The following is a 22891-nucleotide window of genomic DNA, read 5'->3' as shown; positions in this document are numbered from 1 at the left end:
GAACTTATCAGGCTGTGGCCCTCCCTGCGCTTCTGCTGCACGTCTGTCACAGGATGTAGCTCACGTAACACAACCGGCAACGCCAGCCTCTCGGACGCCCCCGCCCCTCACACCACCGCCCACAAGGCGGCTGTGACCAGGAACCCCGTCGTACCGGCCACTGTGGACAGCACCGTCCACGTCCGCAGGCCGTCGGCCACTGACAGGCCCATGTACTTGGTGACGATCCAGAAGCCGGAGTCGTTGACGTGGGACACGCACAGGGCGCCAAAGCCCACGGCCATCTGGATGAGGGCGACCTGGAGCGTGGAGTACCCGCCCTGGGCCACGGCATCGCTGAGCAGGCCCCCGGCGGTGAGGATGGCGACGGTCGCCGAGCCCTGAGAGGCGCGTATCGCCAAGGAGATGACGAAGGCGCTCAGCAGCACGGGCAGGTGGGCGGCGACCAGGGCCTGGGCCAGGGCCTCGCCGATGCCGCTGGCCACGAGCACGGCAGCAAACACGCCTCCCGCCCCGGTGACGAAGACGATGGTGGCCACGTCGGGCAGTGCCGAGTCCAGGACCTGCCCCCGCCGCTCCAGGGACCAGCGCTGCTGGTGGCCGACGACGAGGTAGGCCAGCACGACAGCAGTCAGCAGGGCCAGAGGCGAGGAGCCGACGAAGCCGAGCACGGCGTGAGCAGTGCCGCCCTCGGTGGCAACCATCTGCCCGACCGTGCCCACCATGATCTGGGCTATCGGCGCGATAATGAGCAGCACCACGGTACCTGGGCCGGTGCCGTGGGCACGGGGGACGGCCCCGCCAGGGATGTAGGTCTCCTCAGCAACCTGCCTGGCAGAGCCCAGCGGCCCCTCACCGGTCTCGACCTTCTCCAGCCCCAGTCGCCTGGAGGCCAGGTAGGAGACCGCGCTCACCACAGCGCACACAGGCAGGGAGACCAGCACCAGGACGCCGATGTCGGTCCCCAGGGAGGCTGCGGCGGCCACGGGTCCAGGGTGGGGCGGGACCACGACATGGAGGGCCATGAGGGTCGCTGCCACCGGCAGCCCGATGGTCAGGGGCCTCATCCCGGTGACGTGAGCGAAGCCGAAGACAATGGGAGCCAGGATGATAAAGCCCACGTCGAAGAAGATCGGGATGCCCAGGACAAAGGCCGCCGCTGTCACGGCCACAGCCACCCGGTGACGCCCCAGCACCCGGGTGAAGCGATCAGCCAGGACCTCGGCGCCCCCGGCCGCCTCGACGACGCGTCCCAGCATGGCCCCCAGGCCGACGACCATGGCCACCGACCCCAGGGTCGCCCCCATGCCGTCGGTCATGGTCTGGGCGATGTCGCCCACGGGTACCCGGGTCGCCAGCGCCAGGACGACCGAGACCAGCAGCATTGCCACGAAGGCGGACATCCTGACCCGGATAACCAGCAGGAGCAGGACGACGATGGCGGCAACAGCCAGCAGGAGCAGGACAGGAACTGACATGGCTGGTCCTCCTCACCGCCGGTCCGACCCCGGGCCGGGGGCGAGCACGGTAATGACCGAGGAGTCGTCCCGGGCCGCCAGACCCCGGCTGGCTCCCTGGAGGTAGAGCTGCTCGGCGGCAGCGGCCACCGGGGTGGGCAGGCCCGCGCCCCGGGCGGCCGCAGTGACGATCCCCATGTCCTTGACAAAGATGTCCAGGCGGGAGCGGACCTCGACGCCCTCGGCCTCCCGGGGATCCCGGGCCCCGTCGTCCCTCTCAGTCTCGCAGGCCTGGAGGGCCTGGAGCATGCGGGGTCCCCGGTCGCCCAGCATGAAGGAGCTGGCAGCACCGGCCATGAGGGCCTCCAGCGCGGCCCGCGGGTCCAGCCCCAGCGCCCGGGCCAGGGCAAGGGCCTCCGCGGCGGCGGCGATATGTATCCCGCACAAGAGCTGGTTGACGGTCTTCATGGCCTGGCCGGAGCCGGGCTCGCGCCCCACCCGCACCAGCGTGGAGCTCATGGCCTCCAGGACGTCATGGGCAGCCTCCCAGGCCTGGTCGTCAGCACCGACAACGACAAGCAGGTCCCCCGCCCCGGCGCGCTTCGGCCCTCCGGAGACGGGGGCGTCCACGAGCCCGACCCCCGCCTGGCAGAGCCGGGCGGCCACGGCGCGCGCGCCCTGCTCACCGACCGTAGAGGTCAGGACGACGACGGCACCCGGGCTCATGCTCGCGGCGACGGCGGGCTCGCCGAAGAGCAGCTCGTCAAGCTGGTCCTGGTCGCGCACGGCAACCAGGACCACGTCGGCACCACGGGCGGCGTCGGCCGCGCTGGGGGCGGGGCTGACGCCGGCCGTGGTCGCCAGGTCAAGACGTGCCTGGGAAAGGTCGTAACCGCGCACGTCCAGGCCCGCCCCGCCTGCGTCACGGGACGTACTGAGGTGGGTGGCCATGGGCAGTCCCATGGCACCCAGGCCCAGGACGGCGACGGCGGTACGGTCTGGAACGCCTGCGGAGGCGGTGGCGCTAGGCGCTGGACCGCCACCAGCAGCAGTACCGGGAGGCGGAGCGGGTAGGGTCATGGTGGTCTCCTGAGGTCGTTGCGGAGCAGGCTGGCAGGTAGTGTCGATGGTGCTGGTAGTGTCACAGAGGCGGCGGCTCAGGCGCTCAGGACGGAGACGACCTGGGTTAGGGAGTCGTCGTCGCCCACGTTGCCGGCAAAGACGATGTAGGGCACGCCTGCGGCGGGACCGTCCTGGGGCTCCCACAGGGAGACGATGCCGGGCAGCATCGGGCCGCGCACCAGCGCCCGGCGGATACCCAGGCCGCGGCTGGCCACGTCGGAGGAGGTGATGCCGCCCTTGGCGATGACGAAGCGCGGGCAGCGCCGGGCCACCACCTGCTGGACCACCTCGACCACGGCGTCGGAGACGGCCCGGGCGAAGGCCAGGGACTCCTGCGCGTCGCGGCCGGGCACGAATGCCCCGCCACGGCGCACCACGACGCTGCCCTCCCCCAGGACGGCGGCCGCTTGGGAGGCGACCTGGGCGACGTGGGCGTCACGGTCCCGGGCACGCAGCACCGTGGGGACGTCCAGGACTACCTCGGGAGTGCCCGTGGCAGTGCGCAGGGCCTCGACCTGGCGGCCGGTGAGCCCCACGTGGGAGCCCACGACCACCAGCCCGCCCGCGGCGTCGATGTCGGGGGCGGTGTCGCCGGGGCGGGCCTGGCTGGCGGTCAGCGGCGGGTGGGGCTCCTGGCCGATGCGGGCACGCACGAAGGGCGGCCCCACCCGGTAGACGAAGGTGGAACCCGCCTCCTCGGCACGCTGGAGGGCTCGGGCCAGCAGGCGTAGGTCGTTCTCCTCCACGCAGTCCACGGCCACCGGCTGCCGCCCGCCAAGGGCCGTGAGGGTGGCTACGACAGCATCCTCGTCACCACGCAGGAGCCCCAGGTCCACCACCGGGACCGAGGATGCCCTCACCACGCCCCCGGTCTTCTCCTCCACCCACTGGGGCAGGCTGGAGGAACGGTAGCCAAAGGTCGCGTCCCCGGCGAACTCGGTGTCCCCCACGGGAACGAACCCGGTACCCGGTGATCCCGCGTAGTGGACGCCGTGGACGGTGACGCGCCCGGCGTCGGGGAAGGCGGGCGACACGACGATACCGTCCACCGGCGTGCCGCCCTCCTCCAGCAGGTCGGCGATCGTGTCCGGCTCCAGGGGGAAGTGGCCGCGCAGGGTGGAGTCGGAGCGAGAGACAAAGGTGACTGGGCGGCCGGTGGCCTGGGAGGCGGCCAGCGCGGACGTGACTGCCTCCCGGTTGACCCGCTGGGCGTCTGCCGGGTCGAGGGAGCGGGAGTTGGTCATGACATAGACGGCAGGCGCCCCTGTGCCCAGCGCCCAGGCGAGGTCAGCCTCCTCCCAGCGGGTCACCACGGGCAGGCCCGCGACGGACTGGGTACCGGTGGGGTCGTCGTCCAGGACCACCAGGGCGCGGGTGAGCCGGGCGGCGACCGTGGACGCCTCCACGGGCGGTCCGTCGGGCAGGCCGTGGGTGAGGTCCGCCAGCCCCACCGGGGCTGGCCCGGGCGAGGACCCGGCTGGACGGTCCGGACTGGCTGGGTGGGCACACTTCGTCATGTCTCGCTCCTTTGCGACACCAGTGCCCCTCACGTGCCGACACCCGTGGTTCCCAGGGCGTCACAGGCAGTGTCGGCTCTGGGGCACCCCTCCAGCATAGAACGTACCTCCTCCTCGCGGAGTGCCCGGGGGGCGGGTTCCCGACTGGAACCAACGAGGAGGAGGTACGTTCTGTGGGGTGGAGCGCAGCTGGGCTCAGGCGGCCACGGCGGCGGGGGCCTGCGAAGACTGGCGCAGCCCCTTGAGGAGGACGACAAGCGCGGTGGTCACGACCGTCCCGGCCAGGATCGCCAGGATGAAGCCCAGGAAGTTGTTGATGGCGAAGGCCACGAACACGCCACCGTGTGGGGCGCGCGATCCCACGCCCAGGGCCATGGTCAGAGCCCCGGTCACTGCTCCCCCAGCCATAGTGGCAGGGATGACGCGCAGCGGGTCGGCCGCAGCGAAGGGGATGGCGCCCTCAGAGATGAAGGACAGCCCCAGCAGCCAGGCGCTGCGGCCGTTCTCGGCCTCTGCCTCGGTGAACAGCCTGCGGCGCAGGAAGGTCGCCGCCGACATGGCCAGGGGCGGGACCATGCCTGCCGCCATGACCGCGGCCATGATCTCGTAGGAGGCGTCCGTAGCGGCGGACAGCCCGGCGGTGGCGAAGAGGTAGGCCGCCTTGTTGACCGGCCCGCCCAGGTCGAAGCACATCATGAGGCCCAGGATGACGCCCAGGAGGACTGCGGAGCCCCCGCCGGACATGGAGGTCAGCCCGTCCTGGAGGCCGTTCATGAGGGAGGCCAGGGGGCGGCCCAGGACCATGTACATGAGCGCGCCCACCACCAGGGTGGTACCCAGGGGGATGACGACGACGGGCATGAGGCCCCGCAGCCACCGGGGAACATCCAGCCCAGCCAGCCAGGCGGCCACGTAGCCGGCGATGATGCCTCCGATGAGGCCCCCGATGAACCCGGAGTCAACCGCGACGGCCACCGCGCCCATGGCGAATCCGGGAGCGATACCGGGCCTCCCAGCCAGCCCGAAGGCGACGTACCCGGCCAGCGCGGGTACGAGGAACCCCATGGCGGCGTTGCCGATCGTGAACAGGACCGCCCCGACGTAGGCCGCCAGCGCGGACCCGCCCAGGGCATTGGGCGCGGCGAGGTCGGGACTGTTCAGGTCCGGGAGGTTCCACAGGCTGGAGCCGGTGACGATGTTCTCCGCCGTCTCGGTAATGTCGTAGCCACCGAAGAGGAAGCCCAGGGCGATGAGCAGACCGCCCGCGGCCACGAAGGGGATCATGTAGGACACTCCGGTCATGACAGAGCGCTGGAGGCGGCGGGCCCAGTGCTCGCTGCCCCCCTCGCTGCTGTCAGCGGAGTCCTCGCCGCCGCCGGACTGCACCCGGGCCGCCTGCGGGTCGTTGATGGCAGCCAGAGCCTGGTCCACCAGAGAGCCTGCATCGTTGACGGCGGCCTTGACGCCGACGTCGACCACCGGCTTGCCAGCGAAGCGCTCACGTCCCTTGACCGGCAGGTCGTGGGCGAAGATGACGGCGTCGGCCTTCTCGATAAGAGCCGGGTCCAGGGCGTCGATCCTGCCTGAGCCCTGCCCCTCAATGGCCACGGTGATACCACGATCCTTGCCCGCCTGCTCCAGCGCCTCGGCGGCCATGAAGGTGTGGGCGATACCGGTGGGGCAGGAGGAGACGCCCACGATGACGGTGCCAGCCGCCTCAGCCGCACCTGCACCTGCGCTGCCAGCAGCCTCACCCGCCTCACCGGCACCGCCGACCGCCGCCGCGGAGCCGGCACCGGTGTCACCGGTGCTCTCAGCGTCCTCCAGCAGCTCGGGCTGGACCTGCCGGGTGACGACGCGCGCAACCTCCTCTGCGCTGGAGGCGGCACGCAGGGCGTCGGTGAACTCCGTCTGCATGAGGCCCCGGGCGAGCTTGGCCAGGAGCTGGAGGTGGAAGTCGTCGGCGCCGTCAGGGGCTGCGATCATAAAGACCAGGTCGGCTGCCTGCCCATCTGCAGCCCCGAAGTCCACGCCCTCAGTCAGGCGGGCGAAGCCCAGGCTGGGGGCCAGGACGTGGGGGCTGCGGCAGTGCGGGATGGCAATGCCACCGGGGATACCGGTGGGTGCGGTGGCCTCACGCGCCCTGGCGTCGGCGGCCAGGCCGTCGGGGCTGCTGGCACGTCCGGCGCTGGCGACCGTGCGTGCCAGGAAGTCGATGACATCCTCCTTGCCGGGGCCGGCGCTGGCGTCCAGCGCCACCAGCTCGGGGATGATGAGGGGGGTCGTCTCGGTCATGGGTCTTCCTTGTTTTCCGAGTGGGTCCGCCTCGCGGGTACGAGGTCGGTAGGTCGTCGAGGTAGTCAACGGGCAGTCGGTCGGTAAAGGCCGCACGGACAGGCCCGGCGGCCGGTGGAGGTGGCTTAGGTCAGGGGGGTCACGCGGGCGGGCTCCTGCGGCAGGTCGGCGGGAACAGGCAGAGAGGTTCCTGGCAGGGAGGCAGCGGCAGAGCCGTAGGCCATGGCGGTGCGCAGCCGCTGTGCCTCGTCCCCGCCCCGGACGTCAGCCAGCACGTAGCCGGCCACAGAGGAGTCCCCCGCCCCCACGGTAGAGACCACAGGCACCTCGGGGGCGCTGGCGTGCCAGGCTCCTTCAGGGGTGGCCAGGACGGCACCGGCAGGCCCCAGGGTAGCCATGACCGCGCCGACACCCAGCTCCACGAGGACCCGCGCGGCGGCAGCCACCGGGGCAAGGTCCCCGGCGACGGCAGCCTCCTCCAGGTCGGTGGCCCCGGTGCCTGCCAGCTGGGCGAGCTCCTCCCCGTTGGGCTTGATGAGGTCGGGGGCGCTTCCCGGCAGGGCCGCGGCCAGGGCCGCCAGGGGGGCGTCAGAGGTGTCCACGGCGATACGCACCCCCAGGGGGCGCAGGAGATCCACCAGGCGGACGTACCAGTCCACCGGGGCGCCGGGGGGCAGCGAGCCGGACAGGACAGCCCAGGACGGCTCCCCCGCACCTGAGCCACTGGAGAGTTCTGCCGAGCCCGGGGCGACGCCTCCCAGGGCCGCCAGGAGCGCCCGCTCAACAGCCTCCACCTCCTGAGGGGCCAGCCCGGCGCCGGGCTCGTTGATCTTGGTCGTGGTGCCGTCAGGCTCGGTGACTGCGGTGTTGACACGGGCCGTCGCGGCGACGCTCACGGGAAGCGCCGTCAGCCCCGGCAGGGCGAGGTCCGCGATGGCCCCCAGGAGCGGGTCGTGCCCGGCCGCCGGGAGCAGGGCTGTGGCTGCCTGCCCCGAGCAGGCCAGGACCCGCGCGACGTTGACACCCTTGCCGCCGGGCTCCACGGTGACGGTCTCCAGCCGGTTGACCGCGCCTCGTTGGAGAGGACCCGGCAGGGTGACGGTACGGTCCAGCGACGGGTTGGGGGTGAGTGTCAGGATCATGCGAGCAGGACCTCTGTTCCGGTAGTGGTGAGCTGGGTGGACAGTGCTGGGGGCGGGTCGGCGTCGGTGACAATGAGGTTGACGTCGTCCAGGGCGGCGAAGGAGACCAGGTGCTCCTGGCCGATCTTGGTGGAGTCCGCCAGGACCGCGACGTAACGGGCGGCACCGACCATGGCCGCCTTGACCGTGGCCTCGTCAGGGTCGGGCGTGGACAGCCCGTGGGTGGGGCTGATCCCGTTGGTCCCCATGAGCGCGAGGTCGACCCTCAGGGCGGACAGGGTCGCCAGGGCCTCAGGCCCCACCGCAGCCTGGGTCAGCCCACGTACGTGGCCGCCCAGCATCCGCACCGTCAACCCGCTACGGGAGGCCAGGTGGGCAGCGATGAGGACCGAGTTGGTGAGAACGGTCAGGTCACGGTCCCCGGGCAGGAGGCGGGCCAGCGCCCCCGTGGTGGTCCCGGCATCGACGAGCACCGAGGTGCCCGGGGCCAGGTCCAGGTGCCCCAGCGCCGCCCGGGCGATCGCGTTCTTGGCCGCCGTGTTGAGACGCTCACGGTGGCTGACACCGGTCTCGGGCAGGGCGAGGGCGGAGGCGGGCACGGCTCCGCCGTGGACCTTGCGCAGCGCGCCGGAGCGGTCCAGAGCGGTCAGGTCCCGGCGGATGGTCTCGGGGGTGACGTCAAGGCGCTCCGCCAGGTCGGTGACGACGACACGGCCGACGGACTCCACCTGCTCGATAATGAGACGATGCCTGCCGCTGGCGTCCATGTTCCCACCTCCTGACGTCCTTGTCGCCCGTTCGGACACGAGACTACCTCAGATCGTGCACACATGTCGAGCCCCTTGCGCCCGATCGGACATCTTGACCGGACGCACACGGACTTAGCGGACTCAGTGCGCCCCTACACGCTAACGGGCGCCGCCCCCAGCCGGGGGCGGCGCCCGTTAGCGCCTCACGCAGGTCCTGCCGGACCCCCGCGAGCCTCAGACGATGCCGTGGGCTGCCATGACGTCGGCGACCCGGGTGAACCCTGCCGCGTTGGCGCCCAGCACGTAGTCACCGGGACGCCCGTAGTCCTCGGCGGCGGCCACGCAGGAGTCGTGGATGTCCTGCATGATGTCGGCCAGCTTGGCCTCTGCGGTCTCGAAGCTCCAGCGGGTGCGTCCGGCGTTCTGCTCCATCTCCAGGGCGGAGGTGGCTACGCCTCCGGCGTTGGCGGCCTTGCCGGGGGCAAACAGGATGCCTGCGGACTGGAAGGCCTCGACGGCCTCAGGAGTGGAGGGCATGTTGGCACCCTCGGAGACCACGCCGCAGCCGCCACGCAGCAGGGCGGCCGCAGCCGCGCCGTCGAGCTCGTTCTGGGTGGCGCAGGGCAGGGCGACGTCACAGGGCACGTCCCACACGGAGCCGCCAGTGCCCCCGCTGCCGCGAGCGACCAGCCGGGCGCCGGGACGGCGCTCGACGTAGTCGGCCACACGCCCGCGCTCGACCTCCTTGACCTGCTGGAGCAGGTCAAGATCCACTCCGGCCTCGTCAACGACGTAGCCGGAGGAGTCGGAGAAGGTGACCGGCACCGCGCCCAGCTGCTGGGCCTTCTTGATGGCGTAGATCGCCACGTTCCCCGAGCCGGAGACAACGACCTTCTTGCCCTCCAGCGAGTCACCCTTGGTGGCCAGCATCGACTGGGCGAACAGGACGGCGCCGTATCCGGTGGCCTCGGTACGCACCAGGGACCCACCCCAGGCCAGCCCCTTACCGGTCAGCACGCCGGCGTCGTAGGAGTTGCGCAGCCGCTTGTACTGGCCGAAGAGATAGCCGATCTCGCGCCCCCCCACGCCGATGTCCCCGGCAGGGACGTCGGTGCTGGGGCCGATGTGGCGGCAGAGCTCGGTCATGAAGGACTGGCAGAAACGCATGACCTCGGCGTCGGAGCGGCCGTGGGGGTCAAAGTCGGAGCCGCCCTTGCCGCCCCCGATCCCCTGGGCGGTCAGGGCGTTCTTGAAGATCTGCTCGAAGCCGAGGAACTTAATGATGCCGACGTTGACGCTGGGGTGGAACCGCAGACCGCCCTTGTAGGGACCAAGCGCGGAGTTGAACTCGACGCGGAAGCCGCGGTTCACCTGGACGTTGCCGGCGTCGTCCACCCACGGGACGCGGAAGATTATCTGGCGCTCCGGCTCGACAAGACGCTCCAGGAGCCCGTCGTCAGCGTAGCGGGGGTGCTTGGCGATAACCGGGCCAAGGGAGTCCAGCACCTCACGGACAGCCTGGTGGAACTCGTTTTCCCCGCGGTTGCGGGCCACCACCCGCTCATAGACCTTCTCGACAACTTCATGCATAGAGGACTCCTTACGTCACTGGGCAACGGGGCGGTCGCGCGTGCGCGACAGCCACCTTGGCGCGGCCAGGAGACTCCCACGACACCGTTCACTGAGGCGAAATATCTCGACATCCGGGTGAAACCTGTCAGCCCGGGCCGTCACGGACACCTTGCAGCAGCCACGCCCTGGGCCGCCGCCACGACCTCGACACGACCCGACGACATCTTGAAGCCGCTCTGGAGGTAGCGTACATCCAGCTTAGAGGAAAAGCTCTCGCGAGGGGCGGAAGACTCAGCGGACTTCAAGGCGTGCTCCTTAGACTTCACGCATGACTGAGCCATCAGAGACCTCTGAGAGTATTGACCCGCGCGAGGTGTCCCTGTACACCGGCCACTTCGACGGGCTGTGGGGACTGGCCTGGAGCCCGGACGGCTCACGCATCCTCTCAGGGTCCCACGACGGCACCGCGCGCGTGTGGGATGCCGCCACCGGTCGTGAGGTCTTCGCCCTGACCGGCCACTCGATGTCCGTCAACGCCGTGGCCTGGAGCCCGGACGGCAGCCAGCTGGCCACCTCCTCCGAGGACCACACCGCGCGCGTGTGGGACGCCGCCACCGGGGAGCACCTCCTCACCTTGGAGGTCGGCGGTGAGGGCGTGGGCGGGGCGCTGGCCTGGAGCCCGGACTCCACCCGCCTTCTCACCCACTTCGGCAACGCCGAGGCCCGCATCTGGGACACCGCCACCGGCCAGGCCGTGCGTACGCTGGCGGAGCACACCAGCAAGGTGACCGCCGTGGCCTGGAGCCCGGACCGCACCCGGGTCGCCACCGCCTCCGACGACGGCACCGCGCGCGTGTGGGACGTCACCACGGGCACCGGGCTCCTCCACGTCGGCCCCCTGCCCGGAGCGGCAGCCCACCCTGACGGGAACCCCACTGGCACGAACGCGCAGGATGACGCGCAGGACCCGCACGGACCGGCGGAAGGCGCCGCCGGGGCCGAGGACGTCAGACACACCGAGAACGCTACCGAGGGCGCTGAGGACGTCGAGCCGATGACCGGCATCGCCTGGAGCCCGGACTCCCGCCACCTCATCACCGCCTTCGACGGCACCCTGCCACGGGTGTGGGACGCCGTCACGGGCGAGGAGGTCGTGTCCCTGACCAGTCCCGGCACCGACCTGGTCAGCACGGTGGCCTGGAGCCCCGACGGGACCCGGGTCCTCACCGACAACCTGCGTGCCGCGACCGCCCATGTCTGGGACCCGGTGACGGGAACGGAGCAGATGGCCCTGTCCGGCCACGACACCTGGGCCTGCTCCCTGGCGTGGAGCCCTGACTCCACCCGGGTGGCCACCGGCTCCTACGACCGCACGGTCCGGGTCTGGGACGCTGCCACCGGCCAGGCCCTGGCCGTGCTCGGCCCCGGGTGCTCGGTGGAGACTGCCTCCTGGAGCCCTGACGGGACCCGGGTCGTCGTGGGGACCACGGTCGGCCCCACCCGAGTCTGGGACCTGACCACCGGCGAGACCGCCGTGGAACTGGAGGCAACCAGCGGCGAGCTCAGCACCGTCAGCTGGAGCCCGGACGGCACACGCCTGGCCGTGGACTCCTACTACTCGGAGAGTGTCGCCGTCCTGGACGCGGCCACCGGGAGGCTGGAGCGGTCGCTGGGTGCCCGCTCAGCCGCCGTCAACGCCTTCGCCTGGAGCCCTGACGGCAGCAGGGCGCTCACCGGCGTGGGCCTGGACCTGGCCGTGGTGTGGGACGTGGGCACCGGTGAGGTCGCGCTCAGGCTCGAGGGCCACCACGACGTCGTGACCTCCGTGGCGTGGAGCCCCAACGGTGCCCGCGTGCTGACTGCCTCCCAGGACGGGACCGCGCAGATCTGGGACACCACGACCGGCCAGGCGGTCCACACCTTCAGCCACGACTGGCTGCGTGAGGTGGTCTGGACCCGTGGCGGCCCCCGGGTGGTCACTGGCAGCAGGGAGGGGATCGGGCACGTCTGGGACGCCATCACCGGGGGCGAGCTGGTGACCCTGGCAGGAGACGGGGCGATGCTTCGCTCCTTCTCCTGGAGCCCCGACGGGAAGCGGGTCGCAGCCGGCTTCAACGACGGTACCGTGCGGGTCTGGGACGAGGTCGCGGGCACAGAGGTACTGCGCCTGGAGGGCCACCGCTTTGGCATCACCACCTTGCAGTGGAGCCCGGACGGCACCCGGGTGCTCACCGGCTCCGAGGACGGGACCCTGCGCCTGTGGGACGCCGCCACCGGAGAGGCGACGGGCATCATGCTCTGCTTCCTGCCCGACGGCCAGGCAGCAGCGCTGGACACCGCCACCCTGGGGCTGCGCGCGGGCTCACAGGCCGTGTGGGACTACCTGGGTCGCTCCGTCCTGGCCGACGGGCAGCGCACGCGCCTGCCCGTGGAACCCTCCCAGGCCCCGCCCCTCTCCTCCCCGCAGGGCCAGTCCTCCCCGTCCCAGGAGGAGGACGCGCAGGGACCGGGACACATCCCGCAGGAGCCTGCGGCGGCGGACGCTGGCGGGCACGATCTCACCGACGTCGGCGCACCAGGTGGTGAGGGCTCTACCTCAGAGGGCACAGGCGCCGCAGCAGGAACGCAGGCAGGCATCCTGGCAGAGGCTGAGGCAGCCAGCCCCGACGCTGTCAGGCCCGACGCTGTCGGTTCCCAGGCATCCCGCGTGACCGCTGAAGCCCGGGCAGACCAGTCCGGGGCACCGTTCATCACCTCCTCGGCCCCCGGACCCTGGGACGTCATCCCCGTCATCGACAGCCCGGACCCGGGCGGGCAGGCAGGCACGGCCGCCACACCCTCCCTGGCTGGCCCGACCGACCAGGACCAGGCCGAGCCAGTCACAGGGTCAGCCACGGGCCTGCGGGTAGAGGAGCAGCAGGCAGAGGACCGGCAGGTGGAGACTTCGACCCAGGCGCCCGCCCCGTGGGGAGACCCCACCCTGCGCCGTCAGGTCCACGCCGAGGTGGAGGAGTTCGTCGCGGTCCTGGCCAGGCGCGACCTCAACGAGCTGGCCAGCCGTTACGGCATATCCGGGGACCCGCTGGCAGCGCTGGACCAGCAGCTGGAGAGGCTGCCCGTCCCCGCCTCCGAGCTGGAGCTCTACCCGCTGGAACGTGCTGACGACTACGTCAACGACCACCACCGGCTGACCCTCAGCGAGCTGGACGGGGGCGGTGGTGCCGTTATCGAGTCCGAGCTGTGGCACAACGGGGCCGACACCGGCGCCCGCCTCGTGGCCTACTGGGTCCCCATGGGCATCTTCCAGTTCGACTTCCGCGAGCTGCGGTCCTAGGAGGTCTGCGGTCCTAGGAGGTCGGGGGCGAGCACCATGTCCTCTGTTGTCCTCTGTCACCATGCCTGACACAGCGACCAGATGAGCGTCCTCGCCCCGTTCCAGCCACGTGCCCGCCCCCCGTCAGTTACCTGCCCCGCCTCAGCCGAACAGCGTCGGCAGGGTGGACCCCACCTGTGCCCCCAGCTCCTCCAGGTCCAGGACAAGGGGCTGCCCACCCCCGCCGTCTGCCAGCAGGTCAGAGCCGGTGACCACGAGCATGTCCCCGCCCGTAGTTCCCAGGCGGGCGGCTGCCACGCCCTCAGCCTCGGCGGCAGCCAGCACGGCCGGGACCGCCCACTCGGGCACTGCCACTACGGCCCGGGCACCGGACTCGGAGAACAGGGCGGTGAGGTCGTCAACACCCTCCTCCCCCTGCACGGCCGCCAGGTCCACGCTGGCCCCCACGCCACAGCGCAGGCAGGAGTCCGCCAGGGTCTGGACCAGGCCGCCGGCGGAGCAGTCGTGGGCGGCCCGCACCAGGCGCTCGCCGCGGGGACCGTCCGCCTCGTGGAGGGCCAGGAGCACGCGGCCCAGGGCGGCCTCCGCCTCCAGGTCCACCTGCGGCGGCAGGCCTCCCAGGTGGTCGTGGACCACGCGCGCCCAGGCTGAGCCGTCCAGCTCGGCACGGGTACGCCCCAAAGACATGAGCGCCAGGCCCTCCTCGTGCCACCCTGAGGGGACCACCCGGCTCACGTCGTCCATGACCCCCAGGACACCCACGACGGGGGTGGGGTTGATGGAGGAGTCGATCCGTCCCTTGTCCGGCCCGTGCGAGTTGTACAGGGAGACGTTGCCCCCGGTGACCGGCACCTCCAGGACGGCGCAGGCCTGGGCCAGGCCGTTGACAGCCTCCACCAGCTGCCACATGGCGTCGGGGTCCTCCGGGGAGCCGAAGTTGAGACAGTCGGTAACGGCCAGGGGCCGCGCGCCCACAGTGCACACGTTGCGGTAGGACTCGGCCAGGGCCTGGGCGGCCCCGGTGGCCGGGTCGAGCTTGGTGAAGCGCCCGTTGGCGTCGGTGGCGATGGCGACACCGCGACCAGTGGCCTCGTCCACACGGATGACGCCAGCGTCGTCGGGCTGGGACAGGGCGGTGGCGCCGCGCACGAAGCGGTCGTACTGGTCGGTGACCCAGGCAGGTGACGCCTGGTTGGGGCTGGTAAGGACCTCGCGCACCTGGGCGCTCAGCCCGGCGGCGGTGCCCGGACGCTCCAGGCGGTCGGTGGTGTCGGCGTTCAGTGCGTCCTGCCAGGCGGGGCGGGCGTAGGGCCGGTTGTAGGCAGGACCCTCGTGCGCCACGGTGCGCGGGTCGACGTCGACGATGCGCTCCCCGAAGTGGTCAATGGTCAGGCGTCCCGAGCCGTTGACCTCCCCGATGACGCTGGCCTCGACGTCCCAGGTGTCCATGACCGCCATGAAGGCGTCAAGCCTGTCCGGGGCGACGACAGCCATCATCCGCTCCTGGGACTCGCTCATGAGGATCTCCCCGGCGGTGAGGGTGGGGTCGCGCAGGAGGACCTTCTCCAGGTCCACGTGCATGCCCCCGTCCCCGTTGGAGGCCAGCTCGGAGGTGGCGCAGGAGATGCCCGCCGCGCCCAGGTCCTGGATGCCCAGCACCAGGCCCGCGCCGAACAGCTCCAGGCAGCACTCGATGAGCACCTTCTCCATGAAGGGGTCCCCCACCTGCACGCTGGGGCGCTTGGCAGGCACGCCGTCCTCGAAGGACTCACTGGCCAGGATGGAGGCGCCACCGATGCCGTCGCCACCGGTGCGCGCCCCGAAGAGCACCACCTTGTTGCCCGCCCCGGACGCAGAGGCCCGGTGGATGTCCTCGTGACGCAGCACCCCCACGCACAGGGCGTTGACCAGGGGGTTGTCCTGGTAGGAGGGGTCGAACTCGGTCTCGCCGCCGATGTTGGGCAGGCCCAGGCTGTTGCCGTAGGTGCCCACGCCGGCCACGACCCCGTGGACCACGCGGGCGGTGTCGGGGTGGTCCACCGCACCGAAGCGCAGCTGGTCCATGACCGCCACAGGGCGCGCCCCCATGGAGATGATGTCGCGCACGATCCCGCCCACTCCGGTGGCCGCCCCCTGGTAGGGCTCCACGAAGCTGGGGTGGTTGTGGGACTCCACCTTGTAGGTCACGGCCCAGCCGTCCCCGATGTCGACCACGCCGGCGTTCTCCCCCATGCCCACCAGGAGGTGCTCGCGCATCCGGGGCGTGGTGGTCTCGCCGAAGCGGCGCAGGTGGACCTTGGACGACTTGTAGGAGCAGTGCTCGGACCACATGACCGAGTACATGGCCAGCTCGGCGGCCGTGGGCCGCCTGCCCAGCAGGGAGCGGATGGAGTCGTACTCCTCCGCCTTGAGGCCAAGCTCGGCCCAGGGCATCTCCCGGTCAGGAGTGGTCCGGGCGTCAGCCACCGTGTCGGGGTGCTCCGCAGGAGCGGGGACGTGCGGGGCGCGGGCGTCGCGGTCGGGGGCCATGGGTGCTCCTGGTGGTCGAGTCCTGGTAGTCGATGGTGGGCCGAGAACGGTGGCCGAGGAGGCGCACGGGTCCGCAGGCGAGAATACCTGCCCTCCCCTACCCGCCCGGTGTCACCTGTACCCGAACTCCCTCGCAAGAGTGCCGACAGCCCGTCCCCTACCCGCCCGGTGTCACCGTCGTCGCTCCCCCTCACCCTGAGCCGCACGACACTCAGGAGATCAAAGTGCTGCCCCTCACACGATTTCGGGGGAAGATCGGACCATGAGAGCCATCGACGTCGCCCCGCTGCCGCTGTCGCACCTTGAGAGCCACCTTGACGAGGTCGCTGTCCGTCGTCTGCGCGACACCGTGACCGCAGCCCACGCCCTGCTGGAAGGCCGCACCGTATGGACGGTGACGCCCTCGGCCGCCGGGGCCGGTCCTGCCGAGATCACGGGGCCGCTGGTGGGCTATGCCCGTGGGGCAGGCCTGGACGCCCGGTGGCTGACGCTGGACGCCCCCGCGCAGTTCCAGCAGATCGCCGCCCGCCTGTACGCGGGCGTCCACGGCGACCAGGGAGACGGCGGCAGGCTCGGGGACAGACAGCGCGACGTCTATGAGCACGTCCTGGCCTCCAACGCGGACAACGTCGTCGAGGAGCTGCGCGAGGGCGACGTCGTGATCCTGCACGACCCGCCCACCGCGGGCCTGGCCAAGGCCGTGCGGGCCACAGGGGCCTCCGTGGTGTGGCGCTGCCACGCCGGGGCGGCCGCGACCGGGGACGCCGCGGACTACGCCTGGGCCTTCCTGGACAGGTACCTGGAGGACGTGGACCTGGTGGTGGTGTCCCGGCCCGAGTACCGGCCGCCCTACATCGAGGAGGAGCGCTGCGCCGTCCTGGCGCCCTCCATCGACGCCGACTCGCCCAAGAACCGGGTCCTGGACCTGGACGAGTCCTGGTCGGTGGCTCGGCTGTCGGGTATCTTCGCCGGGGAGGCGCCCTTCCAGGCGGTCCCCTTCGTCCGCCACGACGGGCGTGCAGACGCCTTCCGGGGACTGGCGGAGGACCCCGTCCTGGCGGGCGGGCCGGTTCCGCTGGGCTGCCGGGTCGTCACCCAGGTCAGCCGCTGGGACCGCCTCAAGGGCGGGCTGGAGCTGGTGGAGGCCTTTACCCGACACCTCAGCCTGCTGCCGCAGGACTGCCACCTGCTGCTCCTGGGCCCTGCACCGGATCCCGGTCACGACCCGGAGGCGGCCGCGGTCCTGGCAGCCGTGGTGGAACGGTGCTCAGTGCTGCCGGAGTCGGTGGCCTCCCGCATCCACGTGGCCGCAGCAAGCATGGAGGACCGCGAGGTCAACGCCACGGTGGTCAACGCGGTACAGCGGGTCAGCTCGGTGGTCACCCAGCGCTCCCTGGTAGAGGCCTTCGGGCTGACTGTCGCCGAGGCCATGTGGAAGAAGGTCCCTGTCGTGGCCTCAGCCGTCGGCGGTATCCGCGACCAGATCGAGGACGGGGTGGACGGGGTCCTGGTGGACCCGGCCGATGGCGCCGCCTGGGCCAGTGCCGTGGCGGACCTGCTGCTGTTCCCGGAGCGTGCGGCAGAGATGGGCGCGGCCGCGCACGAGTCCGTGCGCCGGGAGTTCCTGCCCAACCGCCACCTGCAGGACATGCTGGAGATCCTCACCCGCGTCGTCCCGTGACGGCACAGGCCCCGTAGCGCCCACAAGATCCTGAAACCGCCACGCACGGTTCCTTCCCCGAGCCCGGCAGGTACGGTGCATCCTGGTTCGCTGCACCACTGGTCTGGGTTCCTTCCCCCGAGCCCGGCAGGTACCCGACACCGCCAGAGCCCGGCCTCGGGAAGCCAGGTACACCTGGACACAACCGGATATAAATCGGCACTTCCGGTTGTGGGACAGGGGCCGACATCGTCTCCTCCTGTCCCAGGCACGCGCTACAGCACCACCGACCGAGGCGGCAGGTAGTGCGGGTCGGCATAGCCCGTCCCGGGTCACCGGTACTCTTCTCCACAGGCACTATCCACAGGCGGCTGTCCCCCGGTGGGGAATCGCAGAGCACCGGTACCGTCCCTTCGGCAGAGAGACGACAGACGTCTCACCGCAACCTGGAGCACAGGCCTCCGCGCCCTGGAGGAGGGCGGGTCACCGGACCGGACGGTAACGGCGGGGTGGGTCACCCGGTCTCTCCGGTATCCCGCAGAGCACTTCCCGCCGCCCGCACGCTCGCCGTACCGCCATCCGCAACAGCGCAAAACACTGTGAGACCAAGGAAAACAATGCGTCATGGAATCAGTACGCCCCTGCGGTGGCACACATCGAGCCGGGGGCCGCGTGGCGAGCCGACGGTCAGCGGCCCACCTGCCACGGTCCTCGTCCCACGCGGTCCAGCTCTCAAGACGAACAGGTAGCAGCACAAGGACGGTTACATCTCACACCCGCCGGACACGGGTGGTCACGCCGATCGATCCCCATGACCCCGCTCCTCTGAGGCACGTAACCCACAAGGCTGACGAGGTTCTGTGGACAACCACAAAGACACCTGGCTCCGAATCTGGTAGGGGCCGGGGCACCCCACCCCACACGGTCGCGGCCCTCGTCTCCCGGCTGCGTGCCCGCTCGGACGAGGAGCCGGAACAACTACAGCACCAGGCGCCTCCGGAGGGCGTGTCGCAAGGAGCACTCGGTCCCTACCCGGCACCCTCGACCACACTGGGACCCGCCTGCCTACGGAGCGCCCCGCAGAGCAGCCTTAGCAGTGTCCATACCTGATCTGGGACCCGCTTGCCTACGGAGCTCCCGCTGTCGCCCGGTCTCTCGCAGAGACGCTCGCGTCCGCTCCTGGGACTGACCGCCCCAGGCCTCCTGCTCTAGCCAGGCCTCTCTCAGAGCCCGCCTCTACCGGCGCAGCAGGGGACAGGGCGACGGACAAGCGTCGGGCACCAGGCAGCCACAGGTCAGCCCAGACAGCATCTCAGGCGCGCGCCTCAGACAGGATGTCAGGCCGTCACAAGGGACCGGACGGCAGAGCAGAAGACCCCCAGTCCATCAGTACCCGTGCGCGGCCCGGCTGGCGAGGCCGGGCCGAAGCCTGGCTCCACGGCGTGCTCAGGGTGAGGCATGAGCCCCACCACGTTGCCGCGCTCGTTACGCACCCCGGCGATGTCACGCGCCGACCCGTTGGGGTTGCCCCCTAGGTAGCGGAAGACCACCAGCCCCTCCCCCTCCAGCCGATCGAGCTCGTCCGAGGAAGCGATGAAGTTCCCCTCCCCGTTCTTCATGGGGACGACAATCTCCTGGCCGTCGTCGTAGTGGCTGGTCCAGGCTGTGTCACAGGACTCCACCCTCAGACGCTGCTCGGTGCAGACAAAGCGCTGGTGGTCGTTACGGATGAGGGCACCGGGCAGCAGGTGAGCCTCGGCAAGCACCTGGAAGCCGTTGCAGATACCCAGTACCGGCATGCCCCGCCCGGCAGCGGCGAGAACCTCCCCCATGACCGGGGCGAAGCGGGCGATCGCACCGCAGCGCAGGTAGTCGCCGTAGGAGAAGCCTCCGGGGATCACGACGGCGTCCACGCCGTGCAGGTCCGCGTCTTTGTGCCACAGGCGCACCGGCTCCGCCCCGGCCAGGCGCACGGCCCGGGCGGCGTCGATGTCGTCCAGGGTCCCGGGAAAGGTGATGACACCGATGCGGACGAGCGTGCTCACGCCTGGGCCTCCTCGGCGTCGTAGCGCCCGCTGCCTGCCGCAGGAGCACCAGCCTCAACCGCACCAGTCAACCCAGCCACCTGCGCGGCGGCGTCACCGAAGGAGTCGCCGGGAAGCTCGGCAACAGAGACGACGTCCTCGATGATCGGGTTGGACAGGAGCGTGTCGGCCGCCTGACGAGCCGCGTCAAGGTGGGCCTGGGTGACCGGCCCCTCCACGGTCAGCTCGAAGCGTCGGCCCTGGCGTACCGCAGTGAACTGCTCGAACCCGAGGCGAGGCAGACTGGCCACGACAGCCTTACCCTGAGGGTCCAGGATCTCGGGCTTAGGCATAACCTCGACGACGATGCGTCCCATCGGTGCTCCTGAGAACGGTGGGGATGGATGCTGACCCCAGCCTACCCGGCTCCCTCTCCCACCCTGCACATCCTGGACTCCTTGTCTACCGGTGCGCAGAGGAGGAACCGCAGAGTCGGCAGTGGCTCAGTGCACCGCCGCAGGAGCTGACACCAAAAATGTGCCGCTCAGACGACTCCCAGCCAGTCACCTGCCAACCTGACGGACACCAGCCCGCCCAGGGACAGGGCAGCGGTTGCGATGAGCCAGGACGGCCCCAGCACCAGGGCAAGAACCGCGCAGACCACCGCCGCCGCCATCATGAAGCCGCCTACCGCCCCGGCTACCCCCGCAGGCGCGTGCACGGACTGCTCCACGGTCGAGGCCCCCATGATCGGCCGGGGTGCCGAGTTCACGCTCACCCGCAGGGGCGGGGAGCCTTCCGCGGCCCTGTCCGGCTGGCCAGGGACACCCCCGGCGGTCCCGCCAGGCTCGGCGCCCCGGCCGGTCCCGGCCCGCCCGTCAGGCCGTCCGTCGACCCCGTCGAGGTACGCGTCCCCGGAGTCGCCCTGCCCGCTCCCGGAGCCTGCGAGGAGCCGGGCCGGGTCAGCAACCTGCACCCTCCCGGCTGTCAGACCAGCCGCAGCGTCCAGGAGCCGGGGCTGCCAGCGCTGCTCCTCGTGGCGCACCGGGGCGCCTCCGGCCCAGGCCAGGTAGCCGGCCGCAGCAACCAGCCCCGCCCCACCCAGGACAGCCACTAGCCACGGCGGGACCCACAGGCGTCCGGCCTCGGCGTTCTCGGCCAGGTTCATGGCGGAGAAGGTGGCCGTGACCAGGCCGACCAGGGCGAAGACCACCCCCGCCAGGCGCTGCCTGCGCACGGAAGCAGGCCAGGGGGTTCGTGCCCGCTGCCCCGGCGTAGGCTCGTGAGGTGCTGGTCCGCGGCCCACGCCCCAGTCGGGACCGCCAGGCTTGTCTGACCTACCTGGGTCGTCAGTGTCGCCAACGGTGGGGCCGCTAGCCGTACGGGCACTACCAGCCGCACCGGCACTCTCAGCGTTTCCGGCCCTTCCAGCCTGGCTCCCGCCGCCCCGCCAGGCTCCTCCGGTCCCGACGTCGACGCGGGAGCGGCCCGGACGGGCCTGGCCTGCGGACCTGCCGGTCCCCCAGTCCACCGGTCCCTGCTCCTCCTCGGGACGACGATCACGCGGTGTCACGACAGCACCTGCCCCAGAATCGAGGCCAGGCCCAGTGCGAGAAGGATGAAGCCGAGGGCACCGGCAAGCAGCTGGCCGACCCGCACCAGGGTCTCCCCCGTCGTCGTCCCGGCCAGGCGCTCGTCGGCGGCACGGCCGACCCGGGTCGCAGCCAGCGCCGTCGTCACCGGCCCGGAGACGACGTCCAGCGTGGTCAGCTCCCTCCTGCCCGTAGACTCAGGGATGACCACGTCGGTACCCGGCACCACCATCGGCACGAGCGCGCCCTCGGGTGAGTCGTCTCGGAGCCCCCTGCGCCTGTCGGCCCGGCCTCGGCTCCCGTGTAAGCCATCCGCCTCGCGCTGCCTGCTGCGCTCCCGCGCCGCCCTGGCCCGGTTGCGCTCCAGGCGCAGGCGGGGGGCGTTGACCACCAGGGACCGGGCCGGGACCCTCAGTACCGCCAGGAGCCCGAGCCCCACCAGGACAAGGGCGGTTCCACCCAGGATGCTCGAGGCTCCCCGCGCACCCAGGGCGCCGCTGACCGCCGCCGCCAGCGCCAGGACGACCACAAGGACGGCCAGCCCCAGGGCCACGCCGAAGCCGAGGCCAGGGCGAAAAGATCGTGAGGGTGTCATACAGGCTGCTTCCTGTCGATGCGGAGGCCACGGGAGGCCAGGCTAGGGCATGGGCCAGGCAAAGGACCCGGTCCGGGCCAGGACGCGGACCCGGACGACCAGGAGGCTGGGACGGTCCTGCGGGCGCGGCGGCCCGCGCCGTCCTCACCCGGGTGCGCCACGACCACCTCAGGCTGCCAGAGGACCACCGGTAAGCCGCTCGTAGGCCTCCAGGTAGCGCTGCCGGGTGCGGTCTACGACGTCGTCGGGCAGGGGCGGGGGCGCCTGGCCGCTAGCAGGGTCCCACCCACAGGCGGGTGAGGTGAGCCAGTCTCGCACGTACTGCTTGTCAAAGGACGGGGTGGGCTGCCCAGGCGTCCAGGCGTCGGCGGGCCAGAACCGGGAGGAGTCGGGGGTGAGGACCTCGTCGGCCAGGACCAGGCGCCCCCCGACATCGGTGCCGAGCTCGAGCTTGGTGTCAGCCAGGATGATGCCGCGTTCGTGGGCGAGGTCTGCCGCTCGGGCGTAGACCTCCAGGGTGGTACGACGCAGGTCCGAGGCCGCCTGGGAACCAACCAGGGCCTGAACCTGCTCGAAGGTGATGTTCTCGTCGTGACTGCCCAGACCGGCCTTGGCAGCGGGGGTGAAGACCGGCTCGGGCAGGCGGGAGGCCTCCCCCAGGCCGCCGGGCAGGCCTATGCCGCACACGGTTCCGTGGGCGCGGTACTCGGCCAGGCCGGAGCCGGTGAGGTAGCCGCGGGCCACGCACTCCACGGGGTACATGTCCAGGCGCTGGCAGACCATGGCCCGCCCGGCCACCTCCTGGGGCACGTCCAGGCTGAGCAGGTGGCCCGCGACGATGTCCGACAGCTGGTCGAGCCACCAGGCGGTCAGGGCGGTCAGTACCGCGCCCTTGCCCGGGACGGGGGTGGGAAGGACGTGGTCGTAGGCGCTGATGCGGTCCGAGGCGACGACGAGGAGGACGTCACGCCCCGCCCAGGGGCCGTGCGCAGCGGGCACGTAGACGTCACGCACCTTCCCGCTGAGGTGGTGCTCCCACCCGGGCAGCCGGGGCGGGACGGGAACCTCCCCGGGTGAGTGCGGACCAGCGCGGTGACCCGGACGCGTGGAGCCCGTGCCCTCACGGGCTCCACGTCCCGGCTCCACGGCACCGGGGACAACGTGCGGGGCCGCCGAGGGAGCAGGGTTGGCGGGAGAAGTCATGACCGCATCCTGCCACTGCGCGGGCCAGGGTGCGAGGACGCTGCTGGGAGCCTGCAGAGCCCAAGCGGCCCAGCCCTTCATACGCGAACCGGGCGGCTCA

14 protein-coding genes and 1 pseudogene are annotated in these 22891 nt (G+C 71.4%); 2 read left to right on the top strand and 13 right to left on the bottom strand.

Features of this window, described 5'->3' with window-relative positions:
• Positions 1 to 107: 107 nt before the first annotated feature.
• The 7 genes from D4740_RS07535 to gdhA all read right to left on the bottom strand — a co-directional run bounded on the left by D4740_RS07535 (position 108) and on the right by gdhA (position 9872).
• Positions 108 to 1478: a GntP family transporter gene (locus tag D4740_RS07535; protein ID WP_119836324.1), complete on the bottom strand. Its 1371-nt coding sequence runs from the start codon at positions 1476 to 1478 to the stop codon at positions 108 to 110.
• A gap of 12 nt (positions 1479 to 1490) precedes the next feature.
• Positions 1491 to 2537, bottom strand: a complete 1047-nt coding sequence (locus D4740_RS07530) for an NAD(P)-dependent oxidoreductase (RefSeq protein ID WP_119836323.1) — start codon at positions 2535 to 2537, stop codon at positions 1491 to 1493.
• 77 nt (positions 2538 to 2614) lie between these two features.
• Positions 2615 to 4096 carry a four-carbon acid sugar kinase family protein gene (locus D4740_RS07525; protein WP_119836322.1) on the bottom strand — a complete coding sequence of 494 codons (1482 nt, stop codon included), beginning with the start codon at positions 4094 to 4096 and terminating at the stop codon, positions 2615 to 2617.
• A 195-nt stretch (positions 4097 to 4291) separates the two neighbouring features.
• Positions 4292 to 6391 carry a fructose-specific PTS transporter subunit EIIC gene (locus D4740_RS07520; protein ID WP_119836321.1) on the bottom strand — a complete coding sequence of 700 codons (2100 nt, stop codon included), beginning with the start codon at positions 6389 to 6391 and terminating at the stop codon, positions 4292 to 4294.
• Positions 6392 to 6516: 125 nt separating this feature from the next.
• On the bottom strand, positions 6517 to 7533 hold the full coding sequence (locus D4740_RS07515) for a 1-phosphofructokinase family hexose kinase (protein WP_119836320.1): 1017 nt from the start codon (positions 7531 to 7533) through the stop codon (positions 6517 to 6519).
• Entirely contained in the window at positions 7530 to 8300 is a 771-nt protein-coding gene (locus D4740_RS07510) for a DeoR/GlpR family DNA-binding transcription regulator (protein ID WP_119836319.1), read from the bottom strand. The genes D4740_RS07515 and D4740_RS07510 overlap by 4 nt, the downstream gene beginning before the upstream one ends.
• Positions 8301 to 8516: 216 nt before the next feature.
• Complete coding sequence (gene gdhA / locus D4740_RS07505) at positions 8517 to 9872, bottom strand: NADP-specific glutamate dehydrogenase (RefSeq protein ID WP_119836318.1); 1356 nt, start codon at positions 9870 to 9872, stop codon at positions 8517 to 8519.
• Positions 9873 to 10182: 310 nt separating this feature from the next.
• On the opposite strand from gdhA, the gene D4740_RS07500 reads away from it, so the two are divergent.
• Entirely contained in the window at positions 10183 to 13188 is a 3006-nt protein-coding gene (locus D4740_RS07500) for a WD40 repeat domain-containing protein (RefSeq protein WP_119836317.1), read from the top strand.
• Between the two features lie 141 nt (positions 13189 to 13329).
• Here D4740_RS07500 and purL read toward each other — a convergent pair whose 3' ends face one another.
• A complete protein-coding gene (gene purL, locus D4740_RS07495) occupies positions 13330 to 15717 on the bottom strand; it encodes a phosphoribosylformylglycinamidine synthase subunit PurL (protein WP_119836316.1) in 2388 nt (795 codons plus the stop codon).
• A gap of 262 nt (positions 15718 to 15979) precedes the next feature.
• Between purL and D4740_RS07490 the strand changes: the two genes are divergently transcribed.
• Entirely contained in the window at positions 15980 to 17398 is a 1419-nt protein-coding gene (locus tag D4740_RS07490) for a glycosyltransferase (protein WP_119836315.1), read from the top strand.
• 1316 nt (positions 17399 to 18714) lie between these two features.
• Here D4740_RS07490 and purQ read toward each other — a convergent pair.
• From purQ to D4740_RS07465, 5 genes and pseudogenes are all read right to left on the bottom strand, one after another.
• Entirely contained in the window at positions 18715 to 19422 is a 708-nt protein-coding gene (gene purQ / locus D4740_RS07485) for a phosphoribosylformylglycinamidine synthase subunit PurQ (RefSeq protein WP_119836314.1), read from the bottom strand.
• Positions 19423 to 19541: 119 nt separating this feature from the next.
• Positions 19542 to 19778: pseudogene (purS, locus tag D4740_RS07480) on the bottom strand (phosphoribosylformylglycinamidine synthase subunit PurS); the annotation flags it as partial.
• 167 nt (positions 19779 to 19945) lie between these two features.
• A complete protein-coding gene (locus D4740_RS07475; RefSeq protein WP_259390728.1) occupies positions 19946 to 20974 on the bottom strand; it encodes a PsbA protein in 1029 nt (342 codons plus the stop codon).
• Complete coding sequence (locus D4740_RS07470) at positions 20971 to 21588, bottom strand: hypothetical protein (RefSeq protein WP_119836313.1); 618 nt, start codon at positions 21586 to 21588, stop codon at positions 20971 to 20973. The genes D4740_RS07475 and D4740_RS07470 overlap by 4 nt, the downstream gene beginning before the upstream one ends.
• 168 nt (positions 21589 to 21756) lie before the next feature.
• Positions 21757 to 22791 (bottom strand): phosphoribosylaminoimidazolesuccinocarboxamide synthase, encoded by a 1035-nt coding sequence (locus D4740_RS07465; RefSeq protein ID WP_119836312.1) that lies wholly within the window; start codon positions 22789 to 22791, stop codon positions 21757 to 21759.
• Positions 22792 to 22891: the final 100 nt, after the last annotated feature.

The sequence above is a fragment of the Actinomyces sp. 2119 genome, from assembly GCF_003591215.1.
Lineage (GTDB): Bacteria > Actinomycetota > Actinomycetes > Actinomycetales > Actinomycetaceae > Actinomyces > Actinomyces lilanjuaniae.
This window is presented reverse-complemented; position numbering and strand designations above follow the sequence as displayed.